Below are 17933 nucleotides of genomic sequence, written 5' to 3'. Positions count from 1 at the left end.
CGTGGAAATCACCCAGGTGAAAAAGTTAAAGAACTTTATCAATGGTGAATGGAAGGCACCTTCTACAGAAAAAATGACCAAGGTGTATAATCCGGCTGATTCTGAAATACTAGCCGACGTTCCGTTGTCCAGCGCAGAGGACGTCAAGGCGGCGACCAGGGCGGCCGTTTCTGCCCAGAAGAAATGGGCGCTTGTTCCTGCACCGCAGCGGGCGGAGGTCCTTTATAAAGCAGGCTTGATCATGAAGGAGAAAAAAGAGTATCTGGCTCGTCTGCTGACGATGGAAAACGGTAAAGTCATTGAAGAGGCGCGTGGGGAGGTGCAGGAAGGGATCGACATGGCATTCTATATGGCTGGAGAAGGACGGCGCCTGTTTGGACAGACGACTCCTTCCGAGCTGAAGGATAAGTTTGCTATGAGCGTCCGTGCCCCAGTAGGTGTCGTCGGAATTATTACCCCTTGGAACTTTCCCATTGCCATAGCAACGTGGAAGTCCTTTCCTGCCATCGTGGCTGGAAATGCCGTCGTTTGGAAACCTGCAACCGAAACCCCGTTCATGGCCTTCGAACTGGCCGGGATTCTTCAGGAATCAGGCCTTCCAGAAGGGGTTCTGAACGTTGTGTTCGGATCCGGTTCCAACGTAGGGGAGGCGATGATCGAAGAAGATGACATCCGTGTTATATCCTTCACCGGATCGAACGAAGTTGGCAGGCACATTGCTGGTAAGTGCGGAAGCCGCCTGAAGAAAGTGTCATTGGAAATGGGTGGAAAAAATGGTGTGATCGTCATGGATGACGCTGACTTATCCCTTGCTGTTGAAGGGATTTTGTGGAGTGCGTTCGGCACGAGCGGACAGCGCTGCACCGCCTGCAGCCGTGTTATGGTGCACGAGAACGTCAAAAAAGAGCTGGAGGAGCGGCTGCTCAGGGAAACGGCAAAGCTGACGATAGGAAGCGGCCTTGATGAGTCGATAAAGGTGGGACCGATTATCAATCGGGGCGGCCTTGAAAAAATTCAGCAGTACGTAGACATTGGAAAACAAGAAGGGGCCAAGCTGCTTACAGGAGGTTCTGTGATGAACCAGGGCGCATTGGAAAAAGGCTGTTACTTCGCCCCGACCATTTTCACAGATGTTACCCCGGACATGCGGATTGCCCGTGAAGAAATTTTCGGTCCGGTGGTATCCCTTATTCCTGTTAAAAGCTTTGAAGAAGCGGTTCATATCAATAATCAAGTCGAATTCGGCCTGTCCAGTTCGATTTTCACTAAGGATGTAAACCGAGTGTTTGCTGCTCAACGGGATCTCGACACAGGAATCGTTTATGTGAACGCAGGAACGACAGGTGCTGAGATCCATCTTCCGTTTGGCGGAACAAAAGGCACAGGCAACGGCCATAGAGATTCCGGAGTAGCTGCTCTTGATGTGTTCACAGAATGGAAGGCCGTTTATGTCGATTTCAGCGGCCGCCTGCAGCGGGCGCAGATTGATGTAGAGGAAGGTTCATAACGGGCAGAAGGAGTGATCCAATGAAGGTGGCTGTTTTAGGGTCCGGTCTCATGGGAAAGGAAGCGGCCAGAGACCTTGTTCACAGTCCTGGTGTAACACATGTCGGTCTGGCTGATATTGATCAGAAAAGAGCCGAGGCTGTGGTTAATACGCTGCATTCTCCAAAGCTCTCCGCCTTTCAGGTTGATGCAGGCAATGAACAGCAGCTCGAGAGCTTTTTACAAGATTACGATGTCGTGATCAATGCCTTGTTTTATTCGTTTAACGAAATCGTTGCGCGTACAGCAGTGAATGCGGGTGTCCACTCCGTCGATCTTGGAGGTCATATCGGTCACATTACCGACCGTGTGCTACAGCTGGATGAATCGGCCCGAAAGGCGGGGGTTACCATCATCCCTGACCTCGGTGTAGCCCCCGGGATGATTAATATCCTTTCCGGGTATGGCGCATCAAAACTGGACAGCTTGAGTGGTATAAAGCTGTTCGTCGGGGGGATTCCTGTCCGCCCAGAGCCCCCGCTCGAGTATAACCATGTCTTTTCTATGGAAGGACTGCTGGACCACTATTCTGATCCTTCCACGATAATAAGAAAAGGGAAACTGGAAGAGGTGGAATCCCTGACAGAAATAGAGCCGATTTACTTTGACCGCTTCGGCCCTCTGGAGGCTTTTCACACTTCCGGCGGCACATCAACGCTGCTGCAATCCTACCCGGATATTGAAACGCTGGAATATAAAACGATCCGTTACCCCGGCCATGCAGCGAAGATGAAGCTGCTCGTGGACCTGAACCTCACAGGAGCCGGCAAAGAAGTGGAAGTAGACGGGAGGAAAGTAAATACGAGAAAGGTTCTACTGAAAAGCATTGACCCTCTTTTGGAACTAAAAGAAAAAGATGACGCTGTGCTTTTAAGAGTCCTGGTAGAAGGGCGGAAGGATGGGGAAGACCAATCCTGCTGCTATGAAATGATCACATATAAAGACAGGGAAGCCAATGTAACGGCGATGGCAAGAGCGACCGCTAATACGATATCCGTTGCTGCACAGATGATCGGAAGCGGCCGGATCACAAAGCGGGGCGTCCATCCTCCCGAAAGAATTGTTCCTGGTGATTTTTATATCAGGGAAATGGCGAAGCGGGGAGTTGTCATTACAGAACGAAATCATAAAGTGTAGGAAAAGAGGGGGCGACCCCCTCTTTTCTTAATTTTTACATAGAATTCAGACAGGATGAATATCCCGGAGCTATACTGGTGACACCGCATGAAATCAGTGCCGCTCAACAGTAGGATGGGTGATGATGTTTAAAAGAAGAAGATATTGGTAAGGTAAAGAAAAAACAGGGAGTGCGTAAACATGGTATGGAAAGAAATCGACAATCTGCAGTTTCTCAGCCAGCTATCCTTGAAGCAGGTCGAGGACAGACTCTTAATCACTGCTGATTTTGCACCTGAACTGAAAAAGACACTGGGGATGAAAGAGCCCTTTCTTTACGTCACGCTTTATGTTCGTGGAGGGGCGAGGGTAAAGATCATTGATGAGGATAGTGCTGCCCTTTTTAATACAACCAAAAAAGATTTTGACGAAGACACGTACGAGCGGATTATAGATTTTGCCAAATCCCATGCCCGTCAATTCAAGAAAAGAACATGACCTTCATGGTAAAATAAACCTATGGTTTACATGCCATAGTAAGGAGCGTTTTGCTCTTTCATTATTTTCCTGAAAGGTGGTTTACATATGAAAAAAGTGGTATTAGCTGGGGGAACTGGATTTATCGGCAACTATTTTAAGCAGCGATTCGAAGAGATGGGTGTTGAAACCTGTATGATTTCCAGGCAGCCCGGGTATATTCACTGGGAAGACTTTGACGGGATTGTTCAGGCTCTTGAAGGAGCCGATCTGTTGGTGAATCTGGCAGGCAAATCTGTGAACTGCCGGTATCATCCACGTAATCAAAACGAAATTATGATCTCTCGCGTCATGACGACGCATGTTCTAAGTAAAGCTCTCAAAGCGTGTTCCCACCCGCCGGAAGTGTGGATGAACTCGAGTACAGCTACGATTTACCGGCATGCGGAAGACCGGCCGATGACTGAGGAGTCGGGGGAAACAGGGAGTGGGTTTTCCGTCAATGTCGCATCGACCTGGGAGGATCACTTCTATGCCCACAGCCTGCCTGGAGTCCGCAGGGTCGCGCTTCGGACAGCGATCGTCCTCGGTAAAGAGGGAGGTGTGATGGGCCCTTATAAAAATTTAGTCAAGTTTGGTCTCGGAGGTGTCCAAGGGAGTGGAAAGCAGATGTTCAGCTGGATTCACGTGGAGGATTTGTTCAGGATTGTGTTATTCCTGAAAGACCGGTCTGATTTAACCGGTGCTTTTAATTGTTCAGCACCCGGGCCGGTCACCAACGCTCATTTCATGGAAATCATGCGGGAACAAATGGGGCGGAGCTCTGGACTTTCCGCTTCGAAGTGGATGCTTGAGATTGGTTCTGCATTTATCCGCACAGAAACCGAATTGGTGTTGAAAAGCCGTTGGGTCATTCCGGATCGTCTGGTCAAAGCAGGGTTTTCCTTTGAATATCCTGCCATCGACGATGCACTCTCGGAAATTCTACAAATGTCGTCATAATTAGTCCCTCGAGACATATTCCTTCTTTATCCAGGCCCCTGTAAAATAAAAGAGTAGAGGTGAATGAAAGCTGACTTGAAACTCATAAAGGGGAGAAAAAGTGATTATGTCTAAGGTGGATCTTTCTGTTCAAACGCTTTTGGAAAACGATGATGTTCATTTGGAACCTGTCAATAAACGGATCAAGGTGTACAAGCTTCCAGACTGGATCACTGAGGAAGAACTGGATGAACTTTCTCAGACGGCTCTGGATAACGACTGCGATAAAATCATTTTCTATGTGCGGGCGGATCAAAAAGAAACATCGATTGCAGAGGAGCTTTCCTTTATATATGAAGGTGAAATCCAAGGTTTTTTTCAAGGGGAGGATGCGCTGATTTATGCCAGGTACTTGAATCCTGACAGAGGGAGAGCCGGCACGGGCAATGTGATCCCACGCCTCAAGGAATTAAACATACAGGAGCAGACCGGGGTTAAGCACCTGCCTGAAGGTTATGATATCCGATGGGCGGAGGAAAAGGATGCAGAGGAAATGGCCGAGTTGTACCGGGAGGTTTTTCCGAAATACCCAACCCCTATTCATGACCCTTCCTATATTAAACAGCTGATGAGAGAAGAAGTTTATTTTTCCCTCATTCATGACCGGCACCAGCTGGTGAGCTCCTGTTCCGCTGATCTATTTCCTGAATTTAATGCAGCGGAATTCACGGACTGCGCAACCCTTCCTTCTCATAGAGGAAAAGGTCTTTTATCCTGTCAATACCCACACCTGGAAGAAAAGATGAAACATCTCGGCGTTCAGACGATGTTCTCCTACACGCGTGCAGCTTCCATGGGGATGAATATCGTAGCAAGACAGCAGGGCTTCACGTTCGGGGGCTGTATGATTCAAAACAGTATGATCGGCAGTGGACTCGAAGATATGAATATATGGTATAAAGCTTTGTAAACCTAAAGCTTAGTAAAACCGAATAAGAAAATAACACCCGTACGGTGAAAAATGGGATCATCGTACGGGTTTTTCTTTGCAGACCGTCTTCCCTGCCGGCAGACATCCACCGTAACTCTTTTCTGTCGGAGTATGAAGATGCTGCTTGCAGGGCAGGCAGAATGAGATTGAACATATGAGGAGGGATTTGGTTGAGTTTAAATAAAAAAGCTGTAAACAATGCGTCCTTCTATCAGGAGAATGCCAATGTGGAAGCTGTCATTTTAGCTGGTTCTTTGTCCAGGAACCTGGATGATCAGCATTCTGATATTGAACTGCATGTGTTGTGGAAAGAGCCACCGAGTGATTATGACCGCATGGATCCGGTAAAAAGAGGAGAAGGGATTCTTCATACGTTTTACCCTTATGAAGATGGTGAGTGGTCTGAGACGTATCACGATCAAAGCGGGGTGAAGTTTGAAATCAGCAGCTTTTTAACGACTACGATTTCAGAGGTGATTCACGATGTAAAGAAAAAGCTGGATGTGAGTTATGAAAAACAGTGCCTTCTTGCAGCTATTCAGGACGGGGTCGTATTACATGGCCATCATGTAGGAGAGATACTGAAGCAGGAGGTGGATGTTTACCCGGATGCCTTAGCGGAAAAGATGATCAAAATCCACCTGGATTTTGGCAGCCCGTGGCGCAGCCGGAGAGTATTGTGTGAAAGAGAAGACTGGCTGATGTTTTATTCTGTCATCTGCAGAGTTCACCAAAATCTTTTCGGCATTCTTCACGGATTAAACCGGATGTACGTCAAACACCCTTCCTTTAAATGGATGAAAGAAACCTTGAAGCAGATGGACGTTCACCCTGAACGGATGTCTGAGAGATTGACTCACATCTTTCACGCATCTCCTGCACAGGCGCTGCAGGAGACAGAGCATCTCGTTAAGGAGGTCGTCCGGCTGGTGGAAGTTTCTGATTATAAAGGGCTCCTTCAGGAGGATAGGGCGTCGCACTGGAAAGGAGCGGGCCCCGTCAGTTAAAGCTGTGACAGCAGGGAAGGGAAGGTATACCCAATGATATACAGGGTCAGGCCCAAGGTATAGCTGGCAATTGTATAAGCTGTAAGTGTTTTCCACTCCCTTCCCCTGTGGAGGTGGAGGGCTTCCAGTTTAAACGTGGAAAACGTGGTCAAACCTCCCATGATCCCTGTTCCGGCCAATGTTATCCATGCTTCTGAAAGATGCATGCCGGCTGTTGTACCGAGCAGGAAGGAACCGGTCATATTGACAGTAAAAGTGGCCCAAGGAAAGGAAGAAGATGTCCGTCTGTTGATCCATTTACTTATGGTATAGCGCAGGACAGCTCCAATGAATCCGCCTGCCCCCGCCAGGAGTAATAACAGTATCGTCATCGAGTCTTCCTCCCTGCGAGGTGGTATCCAAGGGATGAGCATAGAAATCCGCCCCCGATGCTCAGGCTTATGTAGAGAAGGCTTTCCCATTCACTGCCATGCTCATACAACGAAAACGCATCTGCTGTCAAAGCGGAAAACGTCGTGTAAGATCCAATGAGTCCGGTGCCCAGAAAAGCTTTCCACTCAGCCGCCAGCTGATATTTGTTGATCAGTCCCGCGGTCAACCAAGCCAGCAGAAAGCTGCCGGATAGATTCACAAGCAGGGTGGAATAAGGAAATCCACTCGTATTTACAAATAATAGACCAATCAAGTACCTCAGGGATGCCCCGATAAACCCACCAAAGCCGACATAAAGATAGATCATTCCACAAACCTCCTACCATTCTCATCGATATTATAAAGACTTTTGATTTAATTTAAAAGGAATGCTTTTTTTACATGGGGAGAACCCTTATAATTTATCTATCAGCACCAAAATGAAAGAGGGTTACCAATGATAGTCAGAATCTTAAAGAACATCGATTTTTCAATCCTTTTCGCCGTACTGGCACTTTCCGCCTTTGGTACTGTCATGGTATACAGCGCGAGCATGGTCAGTGGTGTCATGGTGTATGACGTAACCCCCGGATATTTCTTTGAAAAACAGCTGCTTTCCTGGGGTCTGGGAATCGGCGCTTTATTTTTCGGGATCATCTTTCCGTATAAAAACTACCGCCGTTTATTTAAACTCATTTTACTGGTGACCGTCATTTTATTAGGAATGGTTTTTGTCATTGGACAAACGACCAACAACGCTCAGTCCTGGATCAGCCTCCCGCTGATCGGACGCTTTCAGCCGGCGGAACTCGCAAAGATGTCACTAATTATCTACCTGGCTGCTATTTATACGAAAAAAAGCAGCTACATACAGGATTTCACACGAGGGCTGCTTCCTCCTATGATCATTACGATGCTTGTCGTGGCCATGATCTTAAAGCAGCCGGACTTGGGCACGGCAGTGATCGCGCTGGCTGTTTCCGGATTGATCATTATGTCCAGCGGCTTGAAGAAGTCCCATTTGTTCTTTATGCTCGGTCTCGTTTTAGTGGCTGCAGTTACGATGTATCAATTCGGATTGAGTGAAGAACAGCTCTCCCGGTTTGATGGTGCCTACCAGCCCTTCGAATATGCGGATGACGCAGGGTACCAGCTGATTAATTCCTATCTCGCTATCCATAATGGCGGGATTATCGGTACAGGCCTTGGGGCAGGTGTGCAAAAGCTTGGATATCTGCCGGAAGCGCATACCGACTTTATTATGGCCGTCATAGCGGAAGAGCTGGGAATTATCGGAGTGGCTGTTGTGATCGGACTGATCGCTCTTATCGTCCTGCGTGGTTTTTATGTCAGTATGAACAGTCATGATACCTTCGGAAGGCTGCTATCTATCGGTGTTTCCGGTTTGATTGGCATTCAGGCTGTTATCAATCTGGGAGGATTGACAGGATTAATTCCTTTGACGGGAGTTCCGCTTCCGTTTGTCAGTTTTGGTGGAACCTCGTTATTGATGATGATGTTTTCTGCAGGAATTTTAATCAATATCCACGCTATTTCTAAAATCAAAAAGAATCAGGAAGAAAGAGCTGCCGCATAAAAAGGCGTCACCCCTTGAGGGTGGCGCTTTTGTTTTTATAAAGCACGTTCCAGACTGTGGTGCAGCGCTGGTCAAAGGATGACCTGAACAGCTGAGACGGGACGCAGAAGGTTGGTAACACCAGTCCGTAACTTTATTCTTTACATATCCATTGTTTTATTGTTTTTTATACTTCACAAACCATAGAAAAAAGGGTAGTGTATAAACCATGATTTGTTCTATAACACATGACCTCGTTAAATTTTTACAAATGAAGAAGGGGAGAGGGAGATGAAAAGAATACCATTATTAGTAAGGATTGTCCTGGCAATAGCGCTGGGGATCATTATAGGACAGTTTGCACCGGAGATTTTGATTGAAATCGCTGCAACATTCACAGGTTTATTCGGTAATTTCCTAAGCTTTGTCATCCCGTTAATCATTCTCGGTTTTATTGCACCGGGGATTGCATCAATGGGCAAGGGGGCAGGAAAGATGCTGGGTCTGACGACTGGATTAGCCTATGCCTCCACAGTTCTGGCAGGTACAGCGGCTTTTTTATTCGCCAAGAATCTGTATCCATCTTTTTTGCAAGGACAAAGAGGGGGGTCTTTTGCTAATCCGGAGGAATCCCTGGTGGAAGCACCTTTTTCAGTCGAAATGACTCCAATTATGGGCGTAATGGCCGCACTTATATTATCTTTCCTATTAGGAGTTGGAATGACGGCTGTTCAAGGCGATTCCTTATTACATGTCATGAATGAGTTTCGTTCCATTATCCAAAAGGTAATAGAGAATATCATTATTCCACTCTTACCATTTCATATATTTGGAATCTTTGCGAATATGACGTATGCAGGACAAGTCGGTACGATTTTAAGTGTATTCGCCAAAGTATTTCTGATGATCATAGCCCTGCATCTGCTTTATCTTGTCGTTATCTATGGTATTGCAGGCAGTATGCATGGCAGAAATCCATTCAGCTTATTGAAGAAAATGACGCCAGCCTACTTTACAGCATTAGGAACGCAGTCTTCGGCAGCTACGATTCCAGTTACATTAAAGCAAGTGAAGAAAATGGGAGTGCGCGAACGTGTCGCAGATTTTGCTGTACCGTTACTTGCGAATGTCCACTTAGCAGGAAGTACAATCACAATTACCAGCTGTGCCATGGCGGTTATGTATATGCTTGGACAAGCCACAACATTTGCCGATGTATTTCCATTCATTCTTATGGTAGGAATTACAATGATTGCAGCCCCAGGTGTGCCGGGAGGAGCAGTTATGGCAGCTATCGGCCTCCTCGAATCCATGTTAGGGTTCGATTCCACCATGGTTTCCTTAATTATTGCTCTCTACCTAGCTCAAGACAGCTTTGGTACAGCAACGAACGTTACAGGCGATGGAGCCATTACTGCGATTGCTGATAAACTTATGAAAAAAGGGAAACAAGAGGATATTCCTGTATCTGGTCAAAACGTTGGATAAGGAAGACCGATTGTAGTAAAAAGCCGCTGCTTAGGCAGCGGCTTTCTGTCTGTCGAGAAACAATCGCTGCCCACCATGTCGTAGTTGCGTTAACGTATCGCTTATCGGTGGGTGTCATCCGAGCCCCTGCTCTAGTAGATCTTTGGCGCGCAGTCATCATCATTGAACACCCCCCGTACCCTCACCCAATAATCATTTGAAAAAGGGAAGATCTTTTGTTTAACAAAAGATCTTCCCTTTGTATCTTTCGGAATCAAAGCTCTCAAAGTGATGTTGGAATCCATGAAGGTCTTTCAGAAAATGAAAGGAATAGGAATGGAAATGGTTTTACTTTCCTACACCGTATTCCGTGATATTAGGCTCCATATGCAACCTGTTAATATCCATTTTATGGTATCATATGAGCCACATAGACATAATAAAATGGAGGGAATTTTATGATGATTTACGGACCTTTACTCGTATCATTCTTTCCAGGGATCCTTGTATTGGGTCTTACGTGGTGGTTCAGCAGAAAGGGTTTTTCTCTGTTTATCAGGATGTTACCCGGAGCTTTATTGAGTATTGCAGCTCTTATCCTTTTTTATATTGGATTTGTTAACATCAGGGGATTCGAAGGGGCAGCTTATGGCATTCTTTGTTTCTTTTTTATGCTTTTTGCTATTCTGTCCTTTGCTGTTGCATTTAAGGTGAAATGAAGTACGTGAAAGGGTCATGGATTGAACAAGGATTCAATGTTAAATAGGAATACAATCAATAGTACCTTTGTTAACTCGCCCTCTGGTTGAAGGAAATATCAATTTCGCGCAAATCTCAAATATCCAAAGCCCGGCTTCTGCCATAACAGGATCTAAAAAAATATAAGCAGTCATAACGGAGGAGTGTTTTTGTGAATCAGTTATTGGCCTTTTCTATATTAGGTTTAAGTTGTAGTGGTGTGATTTTAATGCTATCTGTTCCTTTATTATTTAAATCTCCAACAGGAGACTTTGAACTCTTATTGGCTGCTGGATCAGCAGGTTCTTTTGCTGTTTTTGCCGCCTCATCTCTCATTTTACGAAACCGTTTCAACCACTCTAAGGATTGATGGTTCAGCTTTCCCTGTTGATCTTATGCAATGAAAGGAAGGTTTTTTTGGATCTTCTAAACCAAAGACTACAAGAAGTGAAAAAGTCCCCCATTCATTCAGAAATGATTAAAGGGGCTCATGCAGGTAATGTGATCCGGATTGAAACTTTCAATCAAAATGGTGAAAAGGAAAAACTCATCTATAAAGAATTTGCTAAGGATAGAAACAATGAAATAGACATGTATAAAAAGCTGGGAGATCAAAGCAGAAGAGAGCCTGGCAGGAGAATCTATCATACTACTTCTGGGGAGTTATCAAATGACTACAGGAATCTATGAGTGTGTAAGTGAAGAAGCATTATACAAGTACGCAGAACTCGCTGTAAAAGTTGGTGTGAATCTACAAAAACAGCAGATGTTGATTATTCATAGTGATATCCAAAATGCTCCGTTTGCACGTCTCATTCTAACGGCAGCCTATAAGGCAGGTGCATCAAACGTACATATAGATTGGACTGATGTGCAGTCTGCCAAAGAATTTTTCTTACATGCACCAGATCGCATCATCGGGTACTATCCGGATTGGCAGGCCGCCCGTTTTAAGGAATGGGAAGAGGCAGACGCCGCTTATATCCATATTATTACTGAGAATACGGAGATATTTAAGGAGGTTTCTGCTGAGAGGGTGGCCCGTTTTCAAAAAGCTTCTCGTACCAAATTGAGGGATTATCACAATAAGGTTAGATGCCACGAGATACGCTGGTGTCTTCTGGCTGTACCGAGTGTTGACTGGGCATTGAAGGTATTCCCGAACCTACGTAAAGAAGAAGCTGTGCAATCATTGTGGACGTCGATTTTAAAAGGAGCCCGGGCAGACGGGGATTTCCCTGTAAAGGATTGGAAAACGCACCATACAGCCTTCGAGTCCCGGAAGAATTTCCTGAATGAGAGCCAATTTGAATCCCTGCATTTTAAGAATAGCTGGGGAACTGATATACACGTTGGTCTACCTGAAAACCATCTCTATATCGGCGGGGGAGTCTCAGATAAAGAAGATATCCCATTCTTTCCGAACATTCCTACCGAAGAAGTATTTACTGCTCCCCATAAAAATAAAGTGAATGGCAGACTGGCAGGTAGTAAACCCCTTGTTTATGAGGGGCGTGTTATTGATGGGTTTTATCTAATTTTTAAAAACGGTCGGATTACGGACTATTATGCGGCAGAGGGGCAGGAAGTGCTGGAGCATCTTATTGCTGCAGACGAGGGATCCCATTACCTCGGGGAAATCGCTCTCGTCTCTCATACATCCCCACTTGCTCAGGAGGATACTCTTTTTTACAACACGCTGTTTGATGAGAATACATCCTGTCATATCGGAATTGGACATGCTTCTCCTTCCAATATTCAGAACGGCATGAACCAATCTGAGAAAGAATTGAAGACAGCTGGGCTGAATACGTCGCTATTGTCCGTTAATGTGACCTTTGGTACTGGAGATATGGAAGTAACAGGCATAAACGAGGATGGAAGTGAAGTCCTGCTGATGAAAGAGGGGGAATTTCAATTTTAAATTGCCGGCAGCTGAAAAGCGTCATCCATGGAGGATGACGCTTTTTTAATCTTTCCCTTAATGAGGAAGAAGAGTGATACGAATCTCATCCGTATCGGATGTTTTACGGTTATTTCCGAGAACAAGTTTCGTTTGAAGAACATAGGCGATATCGGGAGAGCTCTGTTCCATGTCTTCAGGCAGGACGAAATGGAACGGGTACTGAGTTTCTTCGTTGGAATCAAGTTCTCTATTCATTAAGATGGTTGTAATGGGCTGGATGAAAGCCGGTTTTCTTCCTGCTTCCTTTTTAAATAAGTCACATTCCAGACGTTGAATGGTTTGATGGGTGAGTCCCCCTTTAACGTGAAAAGAGCCCTGGACTGAATCGCCGGGTTTGAATTGGTTTCCTGATAAGACTAGATCCACTTGAGGAAATCCGGTTTTGATCCAGCTGAAAAGTTTGGCAAGCATAGGCTGATTTCTCCTTCATAATCAGAATAAATGACTCCACCCGGGAATGAGGGTGAATGAATATTTTGTTCGCTTTTTCAAACGGGGTAGTGAAGAGCTGGTTATCGTTCTTTCAGCTGTCTACACTTGTATAATATTCCAACCTCATGGAGTCGTCAATCTTTTATTCTATTCTTCTTTGATTCCATATGGCAGGGTTATAGTTGTTGGAAAATTATGATAAAGTAGAGGGTAGGAAGGTTCTTGAATGCAAGTGAATCATTTATTTTCCTATCTGTTTTCAAATAAAAAACAGGAGTGTACACAACGTTCCTGCGGATAGATTATAACAAAACAGCTTCAAAGCTTACACAGTCGGGGCTGGATTACAAAACAGCAGTCATCCATCATAAGGCTGTCGTGTGGGAAGTGCCCGGTTCGCAAGGGTTAACCAGTGAATATCGCTTTTATGTACGTAAAAACGGTTATAACATGACAGACAGCATGATTTTATTTCGGACATAAAGGATTAAGTTAGATGAATAGGCTCAGGATGGCGGATGGGGGAACGATATGGAGTTTAAGGAATTGACTACAGAACGGCTGCGTCTTGTGGAAATGACTGATGGATATATTGATGACTATTTTCACATCTTGTCCAGAGACGAAGTGACAAAGTATATTGGGATGCCTTCCCTCACCCACCGGGATCAAGCTGACGGAATGATTCAAACCTTTAAAGAACAGTTTAAGTCTGAAAAGGCTATACGATGGGGTATTTTGCTCAGCGAAGAAGAAAAGTTTATCGGTACGGTGGGGCTGAGTCATTTAAGCCTCTGGGGGAGAAAAGCTGAAATAGGGTATGAACTGCACCCCGGCTATTGGAAAAGGGGATTGATTACGGAAGCAGTTGCACATGTTCTTACTTATGCGTTCGAAGAATTAGGACTGTTCAGGGTGGGAGCGGTTACCTTCCCGGCGAATACTCCTTCATCAAGAGTGCTTGAGAAAACAGGGTTTCTTAGAGAGGGCTTGCTGCGGGGCTACCTGTTTCAAAATGGAGAAAATCATCATGCCTATATGTATTCCATACTGCGTACCGAATTCAGTAAACGTCAAAGTAGGGATGTGTAACCAATGAACATAGGGAAACTTTTATTATGGATAGCCGGTATTGCACTTATTTTTGGTGGAGGGTATGCGACTGCTGTGTATGTTGGTGACACGCCTTCCTATACGCTGACTGCCGTGAAAGCAGGAGAGAATAAAGAAACGGCTACCACACTTCATAATGGAGAGCATCAGGCTGAACTGGATACGATGCTCAATATTTTGCTGAATCAAAAGCCGATGGAAGGGGCATCTGTGGACATGGAAAATCCAGATGTAACCTTGAAGTTGATCAGTCCGGAGCGTTCCATCGGCATTCTGGATGCAAGGGTTTGGTTTGAAGAAGACAGGGCTGTACTTGGGATCCGTAGTGGACAGACGTGGAATAGTATCCGGTTTTCGGAGTTGTCACAAAACGATGCCTCATACATCCGGTCCATCGTCGGCGAAGAATAATTCATCGTTTTTGGTAAGTGCTTTATTTAAAGTGAATGGAATGATAGAGAGGGAGGGCGCCCTCTCTTTTTTTCTCTAGTAATATCCGGGGAGGTATCCAGCTCAACATGGATTTAAAACTGGCCGTTATACCATTGGAAATAGTCCAATTGAATAGACAGAACGATCAATGCCCCCAGCACCGTAAACATGAGTAGAGGAAACCCCCAGTCCTTTGTGCTGATTTTCATAGGTCTGTAAAACGTACGTGACCGTTCCCCCGTAAATCCTTTGGACTCCATCGCAGCAGCTGTTCGCTCTGCTTTTCTGACAGCGCCTGCCAAAAGAGGGATGGAATAGCGCTTCAGCTGTTTGAATCTTCCTTTTACTGATTTGGATTCTGTGACTCCACGTATCCGGTGGGCCGCCCGGATCTGATCGAATTCTTCTTTCATCATTGGAAGGAAACGGTATCCTGCCATCAGTCCATAAGCAAGCTTCGGAGGCAGTTTCAACTGTTGAATGAGGCTTAATATGAAATGAACCATGTTTGTCGTAAATACAAACAAAAGAGATAAGGCGGCAAAGGCCATTACACGAAAGGAAAGCGCCAGAGCCATCAACAAGTCTTCTTTTGGGAACAGAAAACCAGCAAGGCGGATAGTCTCGCCGGGCCTGGCTGGTTCATCGGCAAAGGCAATGGTCGTCCACAGCATCCCGAAGGCGAACAGGGTGAACGCTGAGAGGTATAGGAGATATACTCGTTTCCGAAACCTGCCGAAAATCAATGTCAAAGCGATTGTGAATCCTGTGAAGACAAAAGGCGTTACAGGATCGAATAAAAAGGCAAGGACAAAGACGAGTCCGATTATCGTGCAGGCTTTCATGGCAGGATTAAGAGTATGAAGGGACATGAAGGCAGCTCCTTTCTATTAATAATCGATCCAGTTGAACAGGAAGGGGAGGTTCAATATGCCAATCCGAAAGTCGGTTATGTTTCCACAGATGCTCTGGGAGACCATCGTAAGCGATCCTTCCTTGTTCCAACACGATCACCCTTGTCGCATAGTGGTGAACAAGCTCCATATCATGTGTGATCATAAATAAGGTGGTCCCTTGTTGAAAGCGCTTTTCAAGCAGAGCCATCAGCTGTTGGGTGGAGACTGCATCCTGGCCGAAAGTCGGTTCATCCAGCAAGAGAAGTGATTGATTTTCCACTATCATCGTGGCCACGCTTAAGCGGCGTTTCTGCCCCTGACTTAACTGATAAGGATGATGCTTGTCTAATCCATCCAATCGGCAAAGGGAGAGCAGATTTTCAACCTGCCGGCATATTTCCAATTCGGGTGTTCCCCGCTGTCTTAAACTGAACGCAATTTCCTCGAACATTTCATCGGTTACAAATTGGTGCTCCGGATTTTGAAAAACATACCCCACCTGTGACCGTAAGTCGTCCGCTTTCCATGTAACCGTGCCTTTGTCGGGCTTTGTGATGCCGGCCATTATTTTGGATAGGCTGGATTTGCCACTTCCATTCGCCCCTACCACAGCAATCCATTCTTCTTCATAAAGGGAGAACGTAAGATCTTGTAAAATAGCTTTCCACTGAACATCGGATAATTCCAGGAGCGGCTTCCCGCGTCGGTTCGGGTGACGAACACCTGAAGGAACTTCAATGTCCCGCTGCGTCAGTTCTTCCAGGGTAAATGGATAGGGAGGAGGGCTGCCTTCGTCTATGCTGTACTGCACAGCATAGGGAAGCCGGATACCTTGATTGTGGATGGCGCGGGCCTGGTTATTGAGGACTTCTTTTAACGGTCCCTGAGTAAGAATCCCTCCATCGGAATGGAGTACAACGACATGCTTGAGAAGCTCCAGCCATCCTTCTAATCTGTGTTCGATTACAATCAAGGTGAGACTCCTTGTTTTTTTTATTGAAGTCAGAGTTGTAATGAAATCACGAGCTGACTGCGGATCCAGATTGGCTGTCGGTTCATCCAGGAGAAGGATGTCCGGTTCCATCACCAGCACACAGGCAAGGGCCAGTTTCTGCTTCTGTCCGCCGGACAAATGATGGATGAAGGATGTTTTTTTATCCAGTAAATTCACCTGTGCAAGGACATCATCTATTTTGTGTTCCATCTCCTCAGCAGGTACATGAAGGTTTTCTAAACCGAAGGCGATTTCATCCTCGACGGTGAGCATACAAAATTGAGTTTCGGGGTCTTGAAAAACACTTCCAACGGTTTTAGCCAGCTCTCCAGGTTTGAATGCGCGTGTTGAACGTCCGTAAATGGTAACACGGCCCTTCATCTCACCATCCAAATCCTCCGGGTAAAGCCCGTTTATACATTGGACAAGTGAGCTTTTTCCTGAACCGCTCGGGCCAAGGATGAGTGTGTCCTGTTCGTTTTGGATGGAGAGGGTGATATCCGTCAATACGGTTTTTTCATTTTCTTCATACGTAAGCGTCAGGTTTTCCAATTGTACAGCCGTCTTCATCAGGAAGCCCTCTTCTTTCTCAGTTCCCGTCCGAGAGCAAAACTGGAAAGGACGCCGGTACGTGCAAGTCCGTCAGCGATGGCCTTACCAAATACTCCGGAAATCACAGCGCCGCTGACCATACGGACAATCAGCATGGCAGCAACGTATCCACCACTTAACGCAGCGTATCCAGATTGGAAATACCCCCATGCAAAACTGAAAACGGCAGCCATCACGCCGGCGAGCATGAGTACAGAAAGATGATAAGACCGGTAACGCGTCAGAGCAAACGCACTTTCGGCTCCGAGTCCCTGAACCATTCCCGTTAAGATCAAAATAGGTCCGGAAGCATTTCCAAGCAGAACTTCAATTGTCGCTGCGATGGTTTCAGAGAGAAAAGCTGCGCCCGGGCGGCGTAAAATATAGGCGGCAATGATGGATACGATGAACCAGATACCAAAGATAAAATCATATCCGATTGGACCAAAGAGACCTGAGAGAAGTTTTCCAACAGGCAGGAAAGCGAGGTAGACAACAGCGAAAACGACAGACAAAACAGATAGAACAACGATTTCTTTGAGTTTCCAGTTTTTCATAAGATGCTCTCCTTTGAGGAAGGGCTGTTGACCGACACCGATACAGTCATGACGGTGTGAGACGACCCTGAAGCTTCTGTCTCACGGAAAACATTTTCCAACCCTTCGAAAACCGTATGGGTATCTCCGTCAAGCCTTGTAGAATAGTGGGCGGGCGTCACTTGGATGCCCTTCGATTTCATCGCTTCAATCTGCTTGTATATTGTATCCATATAGCTGCCCCCTCCCATTGGATACAGGGAAAACTTAGCTGCCAATGGCTGGGTGATCGAGCGGGAGGCGTCTTCATTCCTCCGGTGCAGGGATTCAGCCATATACGTATCTCCAGCCGAATCTCCCGGGCACCCAATTGAATAAGTCGCATGAAAAGCCGCATGAACATTTGTTTTGGATACATGAAGAAGGATGGCCTTCGTCACATCAAAAATATGTTCCACTCGTCCCCGTACCGTCGTTGTGACATCATCGGTATCGAGCCATACTTTAGATGTATCCACTTTCTTTAAGCTTTCCAGAATTATACCCGCAAACTCATCACTCATCGGATGTATAGAAAACGAACATCCGGCAATTTTTGATGTACCACAAACTTGATCCATCCATCATTCCTCCTTTTTTTAAACACAAAAAAACTGCATCCCAT

21 protein-coding genes are annotated in these 17933 nt (G+C 45.8%); 14 read left to right on the top strand and 7 right to left on the bottom strand.

Features of this window, described 5'->3' with window-relative positions:
- The first annotated feature begins 1 nt into the window (after position 1).
- The 6 genes from QMA39_RS05215 to QMA39_RS05190 all read left to right on the top strand — a co-directional run bounded on the left by QMA39_RS05215 (position 2) and on the right by QMA39_RS05190 (position 6117).
- Positions 2–1507 carry an aldehyde dehydrogenase family protein gene (locus QMA39_RS05215; RefSeq protein WP_281658126.1) on the top strand — a complete coding sequence of 502 codons (1506 nt, stop codon included), beginning with the start codon at positions 2–4 and terminating at the stop codon, positions 1505–1507.
- A gap of 20 nt (positions 1508–1527) precedes the next feature.
- Positions 1528–2682: a saccharopine dehydrogenase C-terminal domain-containing protein gene (locus QMA39_RS05210; protein ID WP_281658125.1), complete on the top strand. Its 1155-nt coding sequence runs from the start codon at positions 1528–1530 to the stop codon at positions 2680–2682.
- 180 nt (positions 2683–2862) lie between these two features.
- The gene (locus QMA39_RS05205; RefSeq protein WP_206932914.1) at positions 2863–3159 is read left to right on the top strand and encodes a hypothetical protein; all 297 of its coding nucleotides are present in this window, start codon (positions 2863–2865) and stop codon (positions 3157–3159) included.
- A gap of 87 nt (positions 3160–3246) precedes the next feature.
- A complete protein-coding gene (locus tag QMA39_RS05200) occupies positions 3247–4140 on the top strand; it encodes a TIGR01777 family oxidoreductase (RefSeq protein WP_027954539.1) in 894 nt (297 codons plus the stop codon).
- Between the two features lie 106 nt (positions 4141–4246).
- Positions 4247–5089, top strand: coding sequence for a putative beta-lysine N-acetyltransferase (ablB, locus tag QMA39_RS05195; protein WP_035531367.1), 843 nt, complete (start codon positions 4247–4249; stop codon positions 5087–5089).
- 191 nt (positions 5090–5280) lie between these two features.
- Positions 5281–6117 (top strand): DUF4037 domain-containing protein, encoded by an 837-nt coding sequence (locus QMA39_RS05190; protein WP_281658124.1) that lies wholly within the window; start codon positions 5281–5283, stop codon positions 6115–6117.
- Here QMA39_RS05190 and QMA39_RS05185 read toward each other — a convergent pair.
- Positions 6114–6488, bottom strand: a complete 375-nt coding sequence (locus QMA39_RS05185; RefSeq protein WP_281658123.1) for a CrcB family protein — start codon at positions 6486–6488, stop codon at positions 6114–6116. The genes QMA39_RS05190 and QMA39_RS05185 overlap by 4 nt on opposite strands.
- Positions 6485–6856, bottom strand: a complete 372-nt coding sequence (locus QMA39_RS05180) for a CrcB family protein (RefSeq protein WP_027954537.1) — start codon at positions 6854–6856, stop codon at positions 6485–6487. The genes QMA39_RS05185 and QMA39_RS05180 overlap by 4 nt, the downstream gene beginning before the upstream one ends.
- A 129-nt stretch (positions 6857–6985) precedes the next feature.
- Here QMA39_RS05180 and QMA39_RS05175 point away from each other — a divergent pair, with 129 nt between their 5' ends.
- From QMA39_RS05175 to QMA39_RS05150, 6 genes are all read left to right on the top strand, one after another.
- A complete protein-coding gene (locus QMA39_RS05175; RefSeq protein ID WP_027954536.1) occupies positions 6986–8125 on the top strand; it encodes an FtsW/RodA/SpoVE family cell cycle protein in 1140 nt (379 codons plus the stop codon).
- Positions 8126–8395: 270 nt separating this feature from the next.
- Entirely contained in the window at positions 8396–9592 is a 1197-nt protein-coding gene (locus QMA39_RS05170) for a dicarboxylate/amino acid:cation symporter (RefSeq protein WP_281658122.1), read from the top strand.
- Between the two features lie 437 nt (positions 9593–10029).
- Positions 10030–10290, top strand: coding sequence for a YesK family protein (locus QMA39_RS05165; RefSeq protein WP_281658121.1), 261 nt, complete (start codon positions 10030–10032; stop codon positions 10288–10290).
- A 191-nt stretch (positions 10291–10481) separates the two neighbouring features.
- Positions 10482–10679: a hypothetical protein gene (locus QMA39_RS05160; RefSeq protein ID WP_281658120.1), complete on the top strand. Its 198-nt coding sequence runs from the start codon at positions 10482–10484 to the stop codon at positions 10677–10679.
- A 47-nt stretch (positions 10680–10726) separates the two neighbouring features.
- Positions 10727–10999, top strand: a complete 273-nt coding sequence (locus tag QMA39_RS05155) for a hypothetical protein (protein ID WP_281658119.1) — start codon at positions 10727–10729, stop codon at positions 10997–10999.
- Positions 10980–12233, top strand: a complete 1254-nt coding sequence (locus QMA39_RS05150; RefSeq protein ID WP_281658118.1) for an aminopeptidase — start codon at positions 10980–10982, stop codon at positions 12231–12233. The genes QMA39_RS05155 and QMA39_RS05150 overlap by 20 nt, the downstream gene beginning before the upstream one ends.
- Before the next feature lie 57 nt (positions 12234–12290).
- Here QMA39_RS05150 and QMA39_RS05145 read toward each other — a convergent pair whose 3' ends face one another.
- The gene (locus tag QMA39_RS05145) at positions 12291–12686 is read right to left on the bottom strand and encodes a sporulation protein (RefSeq protein WP_281658117.1); all 396 of its coding nucleotides are present in this window, start codon (positions 12684–12686) and stop codon (positions 12291–12293) included.
- A gap of 552 nt (positions 12687–13238) precedes the next feature.
- Between QMA39_RS05145 and QMA39_RS05140 the strand changes: the two genes are divergently transcribed.
- The gene (locus QMA39_RS05140) at positions 13239–13799 is read left to right on the top strand and encodes a GNAT family N-acetyltransferase (protein WP_027954529.1); all 561 of its coding nucleotides are present in this window, start codon (positions 13239–13241) and stop codon (positions 13797–13799) included.
- Between the two features lie 3 nt (positions 13800–13802).
- Complete coding sequence (locus QMA39_RS05135; protein WP_281658116.1) at positions 13803–14231, top strand: hypothetical protein; 429 nt, start codon at positions 13803–13805, stop codon at positions 14229–14231.
- Between the two features lie 113 nt (positions 14232–14344).
- Here QMA39_RS05135 and QMA39_RS05130 read toward each other — a convergent pair whose 3' ends face one another.
- From QMA39_RS05130 to QMA39_RS05115, 4 genes are read right to left on the bottom strand one after another with little or no spacing between them, the layout of a single operon-like run.
- Positions 14345–15124, bottom strand: a complete 780-nt coding sequence (locus tag QMA39_RS05130; RefSeq protein WP_027954527.1) for an energy-coupling factor transporter transmembrane component T — start codon at positions 15122–15124, stop codon at positions 14345–14347.
- Positions 15105–16712: an ABC transporter ATP-binding protein gene (locus QMA39_RS05125; protein WP_281658115.1), complete on the bottom strand. Its 1608-nt coding sequence runs from the start codon at positions 16710–16712 to the stop codon at positions 15105–15107. The genes QMA39_RS05130 and QMA39_RS05125 overlap by 20 nt, the downstream gene beginning before the upstream one ends.
- Complete coding sequence (locus QMA39_RS05120; protein ID WP_027954526.1) at positions 16712–17290, bottom strand: ECF transporter S component; 579 nt, start codon at positions 17288–17290, stop codon at positions 16712–16714. Before QMA39_RS05120 ends, QMA39_RS05125 begins: the two co-directional genes overlap by 1 nt.
- Positions 17287–17889, bottom strand: coding sequence for a YkoF family thiamine/hydroxymethylpyrimidine-binding protein (locus QMA39_RS05115; RefSeq protein ID WP_027954525.1), 603 nt, complete (start codon positions 17887–17889; stop codon positions 17287–17289). Before QMA39_RS05115 ends, QMA39_RS05120 begins: the two co-directional genes overlap by 4 nt.
- Between the last annotated feature and the right edge of the window lie 44 nt (positions 17890–17933).

The sequence above is a fragment of the Halobacillus sp. Cin3 genome (assembly GCF_947311855.1).
GTDB lineage: Bacteria > Bacillota > Bacilli > Bacillales > Halobacillaceae > Halobacillus > Halobacillus kuroshimensis.
This window is presented reverse-complemented; position numbering and strand designations above follow the sequence as displayed.